We start from the raw sequence: 15,953 nt of genomic DNA on the forward strand, positions 1-15,953 counted from the left end.
GCATGTGAATCAACAACAAGCCGAGGCTTGGTCAGTACAAGAGGTGCTTGAGCGCTGGCATCGCTTGCACAAGGGCACTTTGCTTACCCAAATGTACTTAAACCCTGAGCTTCGGGCACAACTAGATGCCAGCCAACTGCAGTGCGTTAACGATACCGCTGAAATTTACCGTCAACGCCTCTATGACTTAAGTTGGTTTATGCGCCAACTGAATGAACATATTGCTAGAGAAGCCAATAAAGAAGATAAGTGTACTGGCAGATTCTGGGAAGGGCGTTTCAAATCTCAAGCCTTACTCGATGAAGCGGCGCTCATGGCTTGTATGGCGTATGTGGACTTAAACCCAATCAGGGCAAAAATGGAAACAACGCCTGAATCATCCAAGCACACTAGTGTTAAGTTAAGAGCCAAGGCAGTACAACAAAAGAAAGCCCAACCTAAAACACTGTTTCCCTTTGTCGGTAACCCCAGAAACAACATGCCCCAAGGTCTACCTTTTCAATTGCATCATTACTTGGAATTGGTCGATAGCACTGGCCGTATTGTGCGAGAAGACAAACGAGGCCACTTAAGCCTAGAGGCCAGCCCCATAATGCAACGCTTAGGCATAGCCGCAGAGCAATGGTTAAGCTTGAGCTGTGAGTTTGAACAACACTTTTCCGGTGCGGTGGGTAAAGAGCGCCTATTGCGACAATATCATCAAGGCCTCGGTCATAAGCGCACCACTGGCTTAAGTCGATGCCGCTGCTTACTGAACAGCGCTTAAATTCCCTCGTCCGTTTTCGCCTAATCTCCAGCCATGCTGAGACTTTTTCTCGCCCAACTTTATTAGCGCCACTGCTAATTTGCGATAGCTGCTATTAACTGATTAAGCGATAAGCGTAGTAAATTGCCAGCTCGATAATTAGCAGAGTAGAGAAGGCCAGTGAGCCAATGTATGGCCCCAGCATGGATTTGGGGTCGCTGCTCCCCCAGGGGTGCCAGATCTTATCGATGATGTTTTCCCAAAATGGATTGGGGCGACGTAACAGCAGGATGAATAGCAGAAAGATGGCGCACACTGGAAGCAGTAAAAATACCATCTGGTAGACATAAACCCACCAGTGCAGCAGTGCCAATACCACCACCAATACTAAGCCATATTCATAGGCCGCTCGAAATAGCTTTGCCATCTTTTTCTGTTCTGTCCTTATAAAAATCAGCGCTTGGATTGGCTGATTGTGCGTACTGAGGCGGGAGTATACCAGTTTAGAAGCTTAAGCATGCGAAAAGACTGATGAGTTACCGCAGACAACCAAAGCTTAAGGTCCGGCACAATGTCTATTGAGTATAGGAACCCAAAATGCGCTTGGTTACGCTGCCTTTTATTGTCTATTCAGAACAGTTGGAAGCGTTGGAAAATTAATGAGACACTCGGAATATTGGAAGATTTAGCATTTACAGGATAGAAAATGAGCAAGCAAAAAGTGGTTATTGTTACCGGCGGTGGGCGAGGGATAGGTGCTGCTAGCGCAAAGCTTTTTGCTCAAAATGCTTACGCCGTGTGTATTAACTACAAATCTAATGCTGAGTCTGCCAATGCTCTAGTGCAAGAGATTAAAGCCTTTGGTGGCGAATGTATCGCCGTTCAAGCTGATGTTTCTAAAGAAGATGATGTTCTACGATTATTTGAAACCGTAGACCGAGAGCTTGGGCTTGTTTCTGTGCTTGTAAATAACGCCGGCATGTTAAAGCAACAGATGCGCTTAGAAGATATGAGTGCAGATAGGATCAATTCCGTTCTTATCAACAATGTGACTAGTTACTTTTTATGTTGCCGAGAAGCGGTAAAACGCATGTCGACTCGCCGTGGTGGTGTAGGTGGGGTTATCGTTAATGTTTCATCGGGAGCGGCTCGCTCTGGTTCTCCTAACGAATACATTGATTACGCGGCCTCGAAAGGGGCGATCGACACTTTAACAAAAGGTTTGTCATTAGAAGTGGCTGCCGAAGGTATACGAGTTAATTGTGTTCGACCCGGATTGATTTATACCGATATGCATGCCGATGGCGGAGAGCCTGAGCGTATAGAAAGACTAAAAAGTAACATTCCCATGCAACGGGGCGGTTTGCCCGAAGAAGTTGCCGAGGCCATTTATTGGCTAGCGTCTGAAAAATCATCTTTTGCCACCGGTGCCTTTGTTGATTTAACCGGTGGCTTGTAACGCCGAATAAATCGTTTTAGAAACATTCACAAACTGCAATTAAAGCGATAGATAAGCCCCCCAAATCGATGGTTACCATAGAGACGTTAGGCCTTTGGGGCCAGCCTAAGCCGGCGATTTAGATTGATGGATCGATGATTATGTTTCAGCAAAAGATATTATTTTACTCAGAGAAAAATTGTGATTGGCCTCACGTAAAATAAGGTTATAATCCGCGCACTTCGTTATTGCGTGGATACATTGAATGAGCCAATTTGATTCCCTCCTTCCGCCTCAGATGGCAGAGATGGCCGCTGAAGTGGGTGTTAAAAAAGTGACCAAAGATCCGTTTAAAACCTTTATGCTGGCTATCACAGCGGGGATCCATATTGGTATCGCCTTTGTTTTTTATACCACGGTCACTACCGGTGGCGGTGATATGCCTTGGGGTTTAATTCGTCTGGTAGGCGGTTTGACATTTAGCCTGGGTTTGATTCTGGTGATCATTACCGGCGGTGAACTATTTACTAGCTCGGTACTCACCTTGGTGGCTAGAGCTAGTGGCAAAATCAGTTGGCGCAGTTTAGGGGTAAACTGGGTGGTGGTTTATCTAGGCAACTTGATTGGCGCACTCACCTTAGTGGGCATTATGCTGGTTGCTAAGCAGTACCTTTCTGATAACGGTGCTGTAGGTATCGAAACTATGAAGATAGCCCAACATAAGTTGCACCATGGCTTTTGGCAGGCTGTTGCGCTGGGTTTGATGTGCAACGTACTAGTGTGCGTTGCAGTGTGGATGACTTTTAGTGGCCGCAGCCTCACCGATAAAATACTTGTGACGGTTTTGCCGGTAGCGATGTTTGTATCGGCGGGTTTTGAGCACTGTGTGGCTAATATGTTTCAGGTGCCAATGGCGATTGGTATTAAGTACCTAGCTGGAGATACCTTCTGGCAAATGAGTGGCATGAGTATTACCGACTTTGCTGATCTCACCATTGGCAATTTTATTGTGAATAATCTTATTCCTGTCACCCTTGGCAATATTATTGGCGGGGGAGTATTTGTTGGCATGGGCTATTGGCTTATTTACCTGCGTGACCCCGCGCACAAGTGAACTAGCTCAGCGGCTGTGCCGTGAGTTTTAGCTTTAAACAATAACGGCGCCGTGTTGGCGCCGTTACTTTTTTCTCGTCATCATGTTTTAGGCTCATCATTAACAACATCCCCATTATGGCGGTGAGGCTTTTCATCATCATCGACGTTTAGCCGCAGCCTTATAGTGAAGTTGGCTTAGTGCTTAAGTCTAAAAGAGACAAGTGAGTGGGGTAGAAACGCCTTATTGTTAGGCGCCTTTGAGCTCTCGGGTTGATTAGTTTGCAAGAATTAACCAGCGGGAACTACTCATCCGTCGTGTTTACGGGTCGACACTGGCGACATGCTGCAAGATTGTATTAATCTAGTAAATTTACGTTTATTCAATAAGATAAATGAGTAAGTGCACTACATTACTCTTTGCTTGGAAACGGTAAGATGACGATAGTAGAACAAATAATCAGTAGGGAAATTGAAGCGGTAATTGTTTATGAGTCCAGTAACGTTATTGCTTTCGCTGATCACGAGCCGATTAATTTCGGGCACATTTTGATTTGTCCTACTTACCCCTACCAGAGCTACATCGAGTTACCAGAGCATATTTTCGCTGAAATTCACTCGGTGGCTAGAAACCTCTACAGTCGGATTGAAAAGTTATTTGAGCCTGAAGGTATTTCTTTTATTCAGAACAACGGCAAGTTCAACGCGTTATCTCATTACCATCTGCATATTTTCCCTCGGTTTAGCGGCGATCAGTTTGCTTGGCAAAGCAGCGGGCTAGGTGTTCAAAGTATAGAGAAACTGCGTAACGCTTTAGCACGCTTATAACGCGCAGTTAAGAGCAGGCTAGCGTTCTTGGATAGTTAGAGCAACTAGTTACTATTGTTGGTTTTATTAGGGATGGCTATTTAACAGCTTTTTGATAATCTGCTATTTAAGCATCGGCATTATTAAGTATCACCATGATTAATCTTGAAAATCTTAAACTAATAGGCAGCGGCGCTACTGCCGATGTTTACCTGTACCAACAAACCAAAGTAATAAAACTATTTAACAATAAGTACAGCCTAGAGGCAGTTCATTATGAAGCGAGTATTGCTGAAACAGTTAGTTGTTCGACAATAGCTGCGCCCAAGTATCACCAGATAGTCAGTATTGGTGACCGTAGCGGGATAGTGTATGACTATGTGCCAGGGGAAATACTAATTAATCAACTACTGGCTAAACCTTTACAATCTATATCTACCATTAAACGGTTAGCCAGAGCACAAGCAAGGTTGAATGCCACAACAATTAAGGGACTGCCTAAGCAAGCAGAGCGCCTAGCTAGCCTAATAAAACGAACAGACACTATCCCCGAGTATCAGGCGCAGATTTTACAAGCGGTAAAGCAGCTGGCTCCGGCTGAGCAGGTTTGTCATGGCGACTTTCATGTAGGCAATATTATCCGCCATCATCAAGATTTTTTCGTCATCGATTGGATGAATGCTTATTCAGGCAATGCCGAAGGCGATCTACTAAGAAGCTATTTAATGCTGATTAGCCCCTTTATGCCCTTTGAGATGGGGCCGTTAAAAAGACAGGGCTTTATCGCTTATAAACGATTGTTGGCTTACTTCTACCTCAGGGAGTACCTAAAAGTATCGGGGATCTGTAAACACAGCCTAAAGAAATGGTGGCCGATTGTTGCTGCCGCACGATTGCAAGATCAAGTTCCAAACGAAGAGCTGTGGCTAAAGAAGATAATTAAGAAGCACCTAAAATATCTGGGGGAGTGGGGCGCGACTTAATTGGTATTAGTTTCGACCAGATCTGACACAGCTAAGCTAGGCCAAGGCAGGCGCTAACTGATTAGCGCCTAGTGTTATTGGCCACCTTATTTGCTAGCTTGGTATTTTTACTCGCCAAAAACAAAGGTATTTATGGAGTTGTTCGCTAACGAAAGCTCTGCGCCTAAGCCATCAACAACCAGTGTCACTTTGGCTACATGCCCTTCATTTTGTACCACTACCACTCGTTTACCGTCGTTGTTTATAAAGCTTACCGCATGTAGGTTTTCACCACTGACCTGAGTTTTTATCCGTTTGGCACCAATATCGATATAGCGGGAAAAATGGCCGATGTAGTAATAAGAGTTATTGTAAATTAAACACTTAGTTTGACGGTTGTACATGATTGGGGCTTCACAGTAGTTCTCTACGTGGTTGGGGCCGCCTTGCTCATTTAACAATAAATTCCAGTCAATCCAACCTTCCGAATAGTTATTAAAATCACCAATAATGTTTCTGCCATAGCGCTCACCATTACCCCAAGCGCCTAAATAACCGCTTTTATCATCTTTATCTACCGAACTATCGGTGAGTTCGACACAACCTTCAGTGAAGATAAGGTGTGTATCTGGGTATAAATGATGCACCATGGACAGACTTTCAAAATCTTCACTTACATACCAGTGATTGCCGACTCCCCAAACATACTTCGCTGCTTCTGGGTCGCTCAAAACAGTAGCCGCTCGCTCAACTATCACATCACGGTTATGATCCCAAATAATAATGGCTTTGTCTTGGTAACCCGCCGCGTGCATAGTGGGGCCTAAGTAATGTTTAATAAAGTCACGTTCTTCTTCTGCACTATAAAAGCAAGAATCCCAAATTTGGTCGGCTTCAGGCTCATTTTGAATACTGATCCCCCAAATCGGAACACCATGCTCTTCCATCTGTTCAATAAACTTGGCGTAATAGTTTGCCCAAGACTGTTGATACTCCGCCAACAGTTTTCCACCGTAGTTCATTTCGCCGTTGGTTTTCATAAATGCAGGCGGACTCCAAGGGGATGCAAGCATCGTAATAGCTTTACCAAGCTGTTTCGCCGCATGCTTTATCATTGGAATAAGCCATTGTTCTTCATGAGAAAGGTCAAAGCTGTTAAGTTCGCTATCTCCCTCTTCTATATAAGTGTAATTGCCTAGGGCAAAGTCACATGAATGAATAGCAATACGCCCCAGCTCGTAACCCAAGCCTTGTTGTTTATCAAAATAGGCCTTAATAAATTCTTCTTGTAAGGCCTTGGGCATCTCATGGTAGGTGTAGGCAGCCGCTTCGGTAAACGCGCCGCCAAACCCTATATGGGTTTGAAATGTTTCTCGAGAATTAACGGCAATGAGCGATGGCTGTACTTTATAGTGAGACTTAAACCGCACCGGTGTTTTCTCGGCCCAACGTTCTCCAGTGCGCTCTAGAGTTCTGTAATGTTTCGCTTTCATTAATTGATACAACCTTCATTTAAGTAGACTAGGCAAAGGCTATAATGAAAGCGCTTTCTTGTTCAAGGTTGTCAATCACAGAAACCAACAGCCGAACATGCTTAGGCAAATTTAATAGGCTAATCAAAAGATTTGCTGAGATCAGCAGGGTAAAGGTTAAGCAATACTGCTAAGTACAATGCTTAGTTGTAGATCTTTTTACTAATGATGGCTGCGCTAATGAGCCAATGACTAAGCAGATTTGTTTGGTCTTACGTATGAATCAACAGCTGCGCTGAAAGGGTAAAAAGCAAAACTCGCTGTGCTGGTTGGCAGAGTGTTTTGAGATGAAGATCTAACTTTATACTGCAACTTAAATAACCAATGAAAAATTATATAGAGACTGAGCACACCTTAGAATAGCAATGCCCGCCAGTTCGACAGTTTCACTACTATGTTGGTGCAGTTACGCGGATGTAAATTTAGTGTTTTCTCATAAAATATTTGGTTTATTTATTTTTATTCAATAGCTTGCGAGAATAAGTGAGTTTATTCTTAACTAGTGGTTTTATACTAAATAGGCATTATCTTAGACGCTGAAGATAATTAACATAAATGTTTATTAATCACTCACACAATAATCTAAGTTTCAGTATATTTTGTTCATTATGGAGTTTTCTTCATTAATATTGAACTAACCAACGAGCGGTTCTTACAAAAAATTACAGAATATTTTATCGAAACACGTTTCTCTTGTGATTTTTTTATCTGTTTAAGGTGGGAGTTTACAACTCGAAATATTGTTTTGGTGACATCTTGTTTGTCTCACTCTTCTTTTTAAACCAGTAAAAGCTTTAATCTTTTAGGTGGTTTCAAGCTTAAAAGTTTATTCGTTAAAGCGGTCACAGCTAGGAAAATCCGATATTGAGTTGCTTAGAATATAAGTCAAGGATAAGACAACGGAATATTATGCTAAGGACGGCTAATGATAAGGAAGATAGCAAAACATACATCTAGTAATGGGATTGTTTTCTCTGTCATTCTACCACTGTTTTCCCTACCGAGTTCAGCCTATTTACTAGCTAAAAATTTAGGCTGTCAGTTTTTCATTAGTGCCAACTCTTTTCTAAAACCTATTCGTCAGCAGTTAGTTTTGATGCTGCATTACAAGGTCCGAAACTTGGCTCTGCCTTTTGCGTTTTAAGAGGCGAGTGAGGTTTATGCGACACATATAATACTAAGACAACATAAGGAATATACGAAATGAAAACCCAAGCAATACTTGGTATTGGCATTACGCTACTAACAATAAGCGCAACCCAAGCAGCGAGTTATTTTAAAGATGACTTTAACTGGGGTTATAACTCGGGCATTTGGCAAGCCAGAAGTGGCAGTAATGGTAGTCCTTTTGGTTGTAGCTTTACTCCATCCAAGATTTCGCCAAGTTCTCACGGTATTACATTAGGGGTGGCTCCTAATCAATGTGCCGAGCTGAGAACAAAATCATTAGTAGGTTATGGTCGAATTCAATCTAGTCTTAAAACTGGTAATGCTCGTGGTACTGTAGCTTCAATTTTTACTTACACGTCGTGGCATGATGTGCCTGGCCGAGCTTGGCAAGAAATTGATATTGAGTTTTTACCTAGCCTAGGAAATGTTGTACATACTAATTTGATTTATCAACCCCAAGGCGGCACGTACCAAAGCTGGGAGCAAGATATCGACCTAGGACAATACGGCCTGAATATCTACCAAGATCTTATACATATTGGTTTTGATTGGTCTAGTTGGAAAGTAGACTGGTATGTAATCGATCCGTCAGGGAATACCCGTATTATTCGCACTCTATACCGTGATAATGGCGATGGATATGTCGCGTCCAATGAAGTGCCGCAGTATGCATGGCCGGTGGATTCGACCCGCATCATGATAAACCATTGGCACGGTGATAACTCTGCCAGTGGTATGTACTTTCCGCAACAATACTACTGGCAAAACAACTGGGCTTACTACGATTACTTAGAATACGTGCCTAAATAATACCAGCCTTAATAATATAGAGAGCAAGCTAGCTTGCTCTCTATTTCATGGCAAAAGCGCTTATTTAGGCGCTAAGTATTTTCTTATTGGTTTATATAAAGCGCTTTACGCGACCTTAAATAGCTAAAACTTATAGTTTTAGGTTTTGGCTATAAAATGTCCTATATTCAGCATTCAACTTCGGTAGCCTTGAACATATTTAGGTTATTTTGATTGGTTTTAATAGTGCTGATTAACGCTGTAGTAGTGGAAGCCAACATTATTAATACCATCGGCCATAGGCTGTGTTCGGTTAATAGTGCTGAGATTGCACTAATAATTGCGCCGGTAAAAAATTGCACTGCGCCGAGTAGGGCGGAGGCCGTACCCGCACCGTGCTTAAAGTGTTTTAAAAAAGAGGCGCTAGCATTTGACATAGTGCCACCGTGTGCTGCCATACATAGAACAAAGCCCACCACGGCAAACCATATATTGTTAGGTGCTAGAACAATTGAGGCTATCAACACTAAACCACCAAGTATTTGTAGGCTTAAAAATCTCGCCAGTAGGCTTTCAGGATCGTGTTTATTTAATAAGTAGGAATTCACTCGGTTGGCAATCACTAGCCCAACAATGTTGACGATGAATAAGCCGGAAAACAGTTTTTCCGAAGCCTGAAAATGATCGATATAAGCAAACGGCGCATTGGTGATAAAGACCATTAATACCGTGTAAGAAAACGCTTGGGCAATCAAGTAGCCACGGGCTTTACGGTTTTGTAGCACCTGTAAGAAAGTCAGCGAGCTTTTGTCCCCAGCTTTGCTTGGCTTATTAGCGGGCAGTACCGCAGCCCCCCAAATGGAGACTACTATGGCAATCACACCTGAGCTAATAAAGATCCAATGCCAACTAGAAATCGCGTTAATAAAAGCACCAACAGACGGCGCGATGGAGGGGGCAATCATCATGATTAACATAATTAAAGAGAACAGCTTCGCTGCTTCTCGGCCGTCGGCGTTGTCGCGAATCGTGGCTGGCACGCCCACTACTGCGATACCGCCGCCTACCGATTGAAATACTCGCCAAAACCAGAAGTATTCGAGGCTGTCGCTGAAGGCGAGAATCAGGCTACCCAGCGCAAACACGCTCAAACCAGTGATAATGGCGAATTTACGACCGCGTTTGTCTGAGAGTGGGCCACCAATCAGTTGGCCTACCGCCATGCCAAATACATACATACTAACAGTGACCGCCACCATCGAGGTTTTTACCCCAAAGCTTTCGGCAATACTGGGGATGGCCGGAAGGTAGCTATCGATGGCATAGGGTGTCATGGCAAAAACAGCGGCTAAAAATACCACCAATTGTTTAGATATTGAGTGCTGCATTAGTTTCTCTAAATTAATCTTTCTAGAAAGATTTTATCTGGATTTTATCTTTCCGGCAAGATATATTCTAAGGTAGCATTATTGTTAGGATAAAAAACTGTGGAAAAACAACAAACTGTAGACCGTATTTTAGAAGATGTTGAAACCAACTGGCCGCAAGCACATCAACGCATCCTTCCGCAGGTGTTACGTTTGATCCGCGCCGAGCATGGTTTACGCTGCGCGGTTGGAGTGGTGTTTGACAAGTACCAACTGCAAGGTGCCGACTATAGCGCCTTAGCTACACTGCGCCGAACGCCAGCTCCTCACTGTCTTCCCCCTACCACCCTGTATCACTCAATGTTATTTAGCTCTGGCGGTTTAACTAAAGTATTAAATCGGCTTGAACAGGCCGAGTTAATTGAGCGGGTGGCCAATCCTGAAGATAAACGTAGTAAGTTGGTCAAGTTAAGTGACTTAGGGAAACAGTTGGTAGAACAGGTAGTGGTGGAGCTACAACAAGCTGAGCGCCAGTTTATGCAGCCTCTATCGACAGATGAACAGCGACAATTGAATCAACTGCTGGCTAAACTAGTACCGTAAGTTTGGGTTACGCTTTTTAATGAACCCTATTTGCCTCAGAGATTAAACTGATCATCTGCTAGAAATGTGTTTTGTTGGCCTTTTGTCGCATTTGCTACAATAAAATATATCGTTAAAACAATAACTTAAATTGTGGCCTGTTCGTTGCAGTGCTGTTCTCGAGACCCTTTGTCAGTGTTGTTGGCAATTGTTATGAGGAGTAAGCATGAAGCGAAGTGAAATAGCCGAGTTATTGGACGAACCTGCTTGCGAGCATAACGACGGAGAAAAAAGTGGCTGTGCCCGTCCCACTCCCGGAGCTACCGCCGGTGGTTGTAGTTTTGATGGGGCGCAAATTACCTTATTACCGATAGCCGATGTGGCTCATATTATTCATGGGCCCATCGCCTGTGCCGGTAATAGTTGGAACAATCGGGGCACCCGCGCCTCGGGACGTAATTTATTTCGTTTAGGTTTTACCACCGACTTAAACGAGCAAGATGTGATCATGGGGCGTGCTGAGAAGCGCCTATTACATGCCATCAAACAAGTCATAGAAAAACATCAGCCACCCGCGGTATTTGTTTATGTTACTTGCGTTCCTTCGCTAGAAGGTAACGACGTGCAGGCGATTTGTAAGCTAGCCCAAGAGCGTTGGGCTATTCCTGTGGTAGCAGTGGATGCCGCTGGCTTCTACGGCAGTAAAAACCTAGGCAACCGCATCGCTGGTGAGGTAATGGTGAAGCAGGTCATTGGCAGTGCCGAGCCGCCAGCCAAGCCTTTAATGAAGCATGATCCCAGTCGTAAGGTTAACGACATTGTATTGATTGGTGAGTACAACATTGCCGGTGAGTTTTGGCATGTGTCCCCCTTGTTAGAGCGCCTCGGTTATCGTGTACTCAGCTGTATGTCTGGCGATACCCGCTACCACGAAATTCAAACCATGCACCGCGCCGATGCCGCCATGGTCGTGTGTTCACGCGCCCAAATTAACGTAGCGCGGATGCTGCAAGAGCGTTGGAATATTCCTTGGTTTGAAGGCAGTTTTTACGGCATAGAAGATACCTCAGCCTCTTTAAGAAACTTTGCCAAGTTAGTCAAAGACCCACAATTAGTGGTAGAAACCGAAATCTTGATTGCCGAACAAGAAACGCGGATCCGCGAGCAATTAAAACCTTATGTTGAACGCTTGAGTGGCAAAAAAGCCCTGCTTTACACCGGTGGGGTGAAGTCTTGGTCGATAGTCTCGGCTCTGCAAGAGCTTGGCATTACTGTAGTCGCGACCGGCACTAAAAAATCTACCGCTGCCGATAAGGCGCGTATTCAAGAAATTATGGGTGACGATGCCTTAATGCTGGATGAAGGCGGCGCACGTAATCTACTGGATACCGCTTACCAACATCAGGCCGATTTGATGATAGCCGGTGGCCGTAATATGTATACCGCGCTGAAGGCCCGCCTGCCGTTTTTAGATATTAACCAAGAGCGCGAACACGCCTATGCCGGTTATCAAGGCATGCTGACCTTTGCCGAAGAACTTTGCCGCACCCTAGAAAGTGCTATTTGGCCCTTAGTGACCAGCTCAGCCCCGTGGTTAGACGATTCAGCGCTGAGTGACAACAAGGAGCAACAATAAGATGAAACCTTCTATTCATGTCAAACGTAGTGCCTTAGTTGAGCAGCCCTTAAAAACCAGCGCCGCCACCGGGGCGACTTTAGCTTGTATGGGGCTGGGTAATGCCATTCCCTTAATGCACGGTTCTCAGGGCTGTGGAGCCTTTGCCAAGGTTTACCTTATCCAGCATTTTCGCGAGCCAATTCCTTTGCAAAATACCGCGATTGACCAAATTGCAGCGGTGATGGGCGGCGACGACAACCTGTTCCAGGCCATTAAGCTATTGTGCGAAAAGCATCAGCCAGAGCTGATCATGGTGATGACCACAGGCTTAACCGAAATGCAGGGCTGTGATTTAGAGCGAGTGGTGCGTGAGTTTCGCCAAGCTTGTCCGCAGTTTGCAGCCACTCAAGTTGTGGCGGTGACAACCCCTGATTTTAGTGGTTCTATGCAAACTGGCTTTGCTTCGGCTGTGGAAGCTTGCATTCAGCAATTATTAGTGGATAAAAGCGATGTTATTCAGCCTAAAGCGACTTGTGCGGAGCAGCTTAATGTATTTTGTTCGGTGGCCTTAACCAGCGCCGATTTGGAGTTGATTGAACGCTACTGCGAAGCCTTTGGCTTTAAGCCGATATTTGTACCCAAACTAAGTGACTCTTTAGATGGCCATTTAGCGGCAGGGGATTTCGCCGTGAGTACCACCGGCGGCACTAGCCTGAGTCAGTTAGCGGCGTTGGCCAATAGTAGCGCCAGTATCGTGATTGGTGATTCTATGCGTGGCGCAGCAAAAATTTTAGAAAAATACTTTGCGGTGCCCAGTCACTTTGTGGGCATGGCCATGGGCATGCAGGAAACCGATAAATTGGTAATGCTATTAAGCCAACTGTCGGGCAAAGCCGTTCCCCAATGGCTTACTCGCCAGCGCCAACGGCTACAAGATGCCTTACTCGATTGCCACTTTATTCTATCTGCCAGTTCTTGTGCCATGGCCTTAGAGCCTGATGCTGCCTTAGGTTATAGCCAGCTTCTCAGTGAGGTTGGTGCGGTGCTCGATACCTGTGTCACCACGGTAAATTTGCCAGCGATTAAACAGCTTAAGGCGAAACAGGTGGTAGTGGGGGACTTATCAGATTTAAGTGAACGAGTGGCCGATTACGCCCTCGTGGTGGGTAATACCCATTGCGCCAATTTATGTGAGCCTACAATACCGGTATTGCGAGCGGGTTTTCCTTGCCACGATCGCTATGGCAATAGCGATATTCTGCAAGTGGGTTACGAAGGGGCGCGAGCGCGTTTGTTCGCCATGGCCAATCTGCTAAAAGCGTATCACCAAGATGAAGTGGCAGCGCACTACAGTGATTACCGCTTTGAACCTGAGAGTTGCCAGCAAAGCACCATCAACTAAGCCAAGGATTACGATATGGAACGAAAACTCACCGTTATCGAAGACAATCAGCAGCGTGAACACGCCTTTATGGTGGCCTTTGCCAGTGAAAGCAAACAGTGGGTTGATCAACATTTTGGCAGCGCTCACACCTTTCTGATTTATGGATTTGGCGAACAGCATATTCAATTACTTGAAGCGCTGCAGTTTGAGCGGGCCAAGCCCGGACACGATAAGGGCCGTTTAAGTGAGCGAATAGAAGCTTTGAGTCAGTGCGCCGCAGTATTTAGCAATGCCTGTGGCCACAGCGCTAATCAAATGCTGCAACAAGCTGGGGTGCGCAGCATGATGGTAGATAACAATGTTGAATTAAGCAGCCTACTAAACAACATCCACCAGCAATTTGTACAGCAGCCGCTGCCGTGGATGAAGAGTAAACAACAGCCTGAGTTGCAGCTAGAGCGCCTAAACGAGTTACTCGATGAGCCATGGTAGTTGTGTCTTAGCAAGGAATTTTTATAAACTAAGGAAAGAGAAATGAGCGAAAAAAGCTACATGGGTTTAACCCGGGACGGCACCCCTTGGGAGCCACAATTTGTTACCGCCCTTGATCAAAATGCCTGCATAGGTTGTGGCCGTTGTTACAAAGTCTGTCCTCGTGATGTGTTTGATTTGGTTGAAAAAGAAATCGATGAAGATGATGACGCATACGATGATTACGAAGATGATGTAGTAATGGTGATGAGCCTGAAAAATGCCGGTGATTGTATTGGTTGTGCGGCTTGTTCAACCGTATGCGCAAAAAATTGCCACACCCATACGCCAGCCAGTGCGTTGGTGTAATTAGGAGTCATCATGCCACAGGTAACCTTAACGGTCCGCAGTTTGTCAGATAACAAAGTTGTCTTGGAAGGACAACGCCAAAGTGCCTGTTCATCCTGTGCCAGCAAGGAGACCTGTGTCACGGTTAGCCACGATCAAAGCAAGTTGTTACGTGCCGAACTCGAGGCTAATGATAATTATGCTGTCGGTCAGCAAATCAGCCTACATTGCCAAGATAGCTTTTTACTGAAAGCGGTGTTGGTAATGTTAGGTCCAGCTCTGTTGGGTTTAGTGGGTGGCGCTTTATTGTTTAATCTACTGTTCGCTTCTATCTTCCCAGAGCTTGTCGATTATCTTACATTTTGCGGCAGTGCTATTGGCTTTGTGTCGGGTTTAATCTTGAGTCGTCGCCTAGGCCGCTCATTAAAACAACAACTCAAACTGCATTTGTCATTAAAAGCGACAAACTAGTGTCGCAAATCTAACAACTCTCTCCATTAATGTGACTTAACTCACACATGTGTATTCCACCACGTCAATAAAAACCGTTATTTTTCAGTATTTTAAAATATTTCACAGAACGGTATTAGGCTTGCAACAGTAGCTGTAGGTACTAACCCGTTGTTGATGAGTTTACTGTCTACGAGCAAGAAACGCTGTGTTTTAGGTTCCCAATGGCTTATCAACACTCTGTCTACGACAGTAATGTTGTCTCTTCACAACGGGTTACTACCACCACCAATTAAAACCACCAAATTAAGAACAAACAGTGGGGTAGCGTATGTGGAACTATTCAGAAAAAGTAAAACAGCATTTCTTTACACCTAAAAATGCCAAGGCAGTAGACCATGCAAACGCAATTGGTGATGTTGGCTCTATATCTTGTGGAGATGCTTTAAGACTAAGCCTTAAAGTGAATCCTGATACCGATGTAATTGAAGATGCAGGATTTCAAACCTTTGGTTGTGGCAGCGCGATCGCTTCTTCATCTGCCTTAACCGAAATGATCATTGGTCGCACTATCGATGAAGCAATGACCATTACCAACCAAGATATTGCAGATTATCTAGATGGTCTACCACCAGAAAAAATGCATTGTTCGGTGATGGGCATGGAAGCCTTACATGCAGCTGTAGCCCAGTATCGTGGTGAAGAAGTGGCCGAAGAACATGAAGAAGGTGAATTGATTTGTAAGTGTTTTGCGATTGATGATGCCTTGATTAAACGCGTGGTCGCGCAAAACAAACTAGAAACCCTAGAAGATGTGATCAATTACACCAAAGCCGGCGGCGCGTGTGCGGCTTGCCACGAAAAAATTGAATGGGTATTGGAGGAGTGTTTAGGCGCACCTTTGGCCGAGCCTGAAGCGCCTGCACCTGCGGCCAGTACTGCCAGTACCATTGTTGGCCGTATTCGCTTAATTGAACAAGCCTTAGACCAAGTTCGCCCACAGCTGCAAGCCGATGGCGGCGATGTTCAGCTCTCTGATGTGGAAGACGACATGGTGTTTATCTCCCTCACCGGTGCTTGCTCAGGATGTGGCTTATCGGCCGCAACTATTGCGATGATTGAACAAAAAATCAGCCAAGTTCTTGGCGAAAACATTACTGTTTACCCCACTGGCTCAGCTAGCGTAGCTTAAGGAAAA

General features: G+C 44.8%; 16 protein-coding genes. 13 read left to right on the forward strand and 3 right to left on the reverse strand.

Going from position 1 to position 15,953, the window contains the following annotated elements; all coding sequences use genetic code 11:
* Positions 1–4 precede the first annotated feature (4 nt).
* Positions 5–766 carry a hypothetical protein gene (locus AR383_RS01785; protein ID WP_055731580.1) on the forward strand — a complete coding sequence of 254 codons (762 nt, stop codon included), beginning with the start codon at positions 5–7 and terminating at the stop codon, positions 764–766.
* A gap of 94 nt (positions 767–860) precedes the next feature.
* On the opposite strand, the gene AR383_RS01790 is transcribed toward AR383_RS01785, so the two are convergent.
* Positions 861–1,172 (reverse strand): hypothetical protein, encoded by a 312-nt coding sequence (locus tag AR383_RS01790; protein ID WP_055731581.1) that lies wholly within the window; start codon positions 1,170–1,172, stop codon positions 861–863.
* Between the two features lie 279 nt (positions 1,173–1,451).
* On the opposite strand from AR383_RS01790, the gene AR383_RS01795 reads away from it, so the two are divergent.
* The 4 genes from AR383_RS01795 to AR383_RS01810 all read left to right on the forward strand — a co-directional run bounded on the left by AR383_RS01795 (position 1,452) and on the right by AR383_RS01810 (position 5,065).
* A complete protein-coding gene (locus AR383_RS01795; protein ID WP_055731582.1) occupies positions 1,452–2,204 on the forward strand; it encodes an SDR family oxidoreductase in 753 nt (250 codons plus the stop codon).
* 244 nt (positions 2,205–2,448) lie between these two features.
* The gene (gene focA, locus AR383_RS01800; RefSeq protein WP_055731583.1) at positions 2,449–3,297 is read left to right on the forward strand and encodes a formate transporter FocA; all 849 of its coding nucleotides are present in this window, start codon (positions 2,449–2,451) and stop codon (positions 3,295–3,297) included.
* Between the two features lie 416 nt (positions 3,298–3,713).
* Entirely contained in the window at positions 3,714–4,103 is a 390-nt protein-coding gene (locus tag AR383_RS01805) for an HIT family protein (RefSeq protein ID WP_055731584.1), read from the forward strand.
* 134 nt (positions 4,104–4,237) lie between these two features.
* Complete coding sequence (locus tag AR383_RS01810; protein ID WP_055731585.1) at positions 4,238–5,065, forward strand: phosphotransferase family protein; 828 nt, start codon at positions 4,238–4,240, stop codon at positions 5,063–5,065.
* A 107-nt stretch (positions 5,066–5,172) separates the two neighbouring features.
* Here AR383_RS01810 and AR383_RS01815 read toward each other — a convergent pair whose 3' ends face one another.
* The gene (locus AR383_RS01815; RefSeq protein ID WP_055731586.1) at positions 5,173–6,537 is read right to left on the reverse strand and encodes a glycoside hydrolase family 30 protein; all 1,365 of its coding nucleotides are present in this window, start codon (positions 6,535–6,537) and stop codon (positions 5,173–5,175) included.
* Positions 6,538–7,779: 1,242 nt separating this feature from the next.
* Here AR383_RS01815 and AR383_RS01825 point away from each other — a divergent pair.
* The gene (locus AR383_RS01825; protein ID WP_055731588.1) at positions 7,780–8,556 is read left to right on the forward strand and encodes a family 16 glycosylhydrolase; all 777 of its coding nucleotides are present in this window, start codon (positions 7,780–7,782) and stop codon (positions 8,554–8,556) included.
* Positions 8,557–8,723: 167 nt separating this feature from the next.
* Here AR383_RS01825 and AR383_RS01830 read toward each other — a convergent pair whose 3' ends face one another.
* On the reverse strand, positions 8,724–9,923 hold the full coding sequence (locus AR383_RS01830) for a multidrug effflux MFS transporter (protein ID WP_055731589.1): 1,200 nt from the start codon (positions 9,921–9,923) through the stop codon (positions 8,724–8,726).
* A 99-nt stretch (positions 9,924–10,022) separates the two neighbouring features.
* Between AR383_RS01830 and AR383_RS01835 the strand changes: the two genes are divergently transcribed.
* The 7 genes from AR383_RS01835 (at position 10,023) to nifU (ending at position 15,947) form a co-directional block, all read left to right on the forward strand.
* Complete coding sequence (locus AR383_RS01835; RefSeq protein ID WP_055731590.1) at positions 10,023–10,505, forward strand: MarR family winged helix-turn-helix transcriptional regulator; 483 nt, start codon at positions 10,023–10,025, stop codon at positions 10,503–10,505.
* A gap of 205 nt (positions 10,506–10,710) precedes the next feature.
* On the forward strand, positions 10,711–12,120 hold the full coding sequence (gene nifE, locus AR383_RS01840) for a nitrogenase iron-molybdenum cofactor biosynthesis protein NifE (protein WP_055731591.1): 1,410 nt from the start codon (positions 10,711–10,713) through the stop codon (positions 12,118–12,120).
* 1 nt (position 12,121) lies between these two features.
* Positions 12,122–13,504 (forward strand): nitrogenase iron-molybdenum cofactor biosynthesis protein NifN, encoded by a 1,383-nt coding sequence (gene nifN, locus AR383_RS01845; RefSeq protein ID WP_055731592.1) that lies wholly within the window; start codon positions 12,122–12,124, stop codon positions 13,502–13,504.
* A gap of 15 nt (positions 13,505–13,519) precedes the next feature.
* A complete protein-coding gene (locus AR383_RS01850; protein WP_055731593.1) occupies positions 13,520–13,978 on the forward strand; it encodes a NifB/NifX family molybdenum-iron cluster-binding protein in 459 nt (152 codons plus the stop codon).
* A gap of 42 nt (positions 13,979–14,020) precedes the next feature.
* Positions 14,021–14,326 carry a ferredoxin III, nif-specific gene (gene fdxB / locus AR383_RS01855; protein ID WP_055731594.1) on the forward strand — a complete coding sequence of 102 codons (306 nt, stop codon included), beginning with the start codon at positions 14,021–14,023 and terminating at the stop codon, positions 14,324–14,326.
* Positions 14,327–14,338: 12 nt separating this feature from the next.
* Complete coding sequence (locus AR383_RS01860) at positions 14,339–14,776, forward strand: SoxR reducing system RseC family protein (protein WP_055731595.1); 438 nt, start codon at positions 14,339–14,341, stop codon at positions 14,774–14,776.
* 310 nt (positions 14,777–15,086) lie between these two features.
* Entirely contained in the window at positions 15,087–15,947 is an 861-nt protein-coding gene (nifU, locus tag AR383_RS01865) for a Fe-S cluster assembly protein NifU (RefSeq protein ID WP_055731596.1), read from the forward strand.
* Positions 15,948–15,953 lie beyond the last annotated feature (6 nt).

The organism is Agarivorans gilvus, assembly GCF_001420915.1.
GTDB classification, from domain to species: domain Bacteria; phylum Pseudomonadota; class Gammaproteobacteria; order Enterobacterales; family Celerinatantimonadaceae; genus Agarivorans; species Agarivorans gilvus.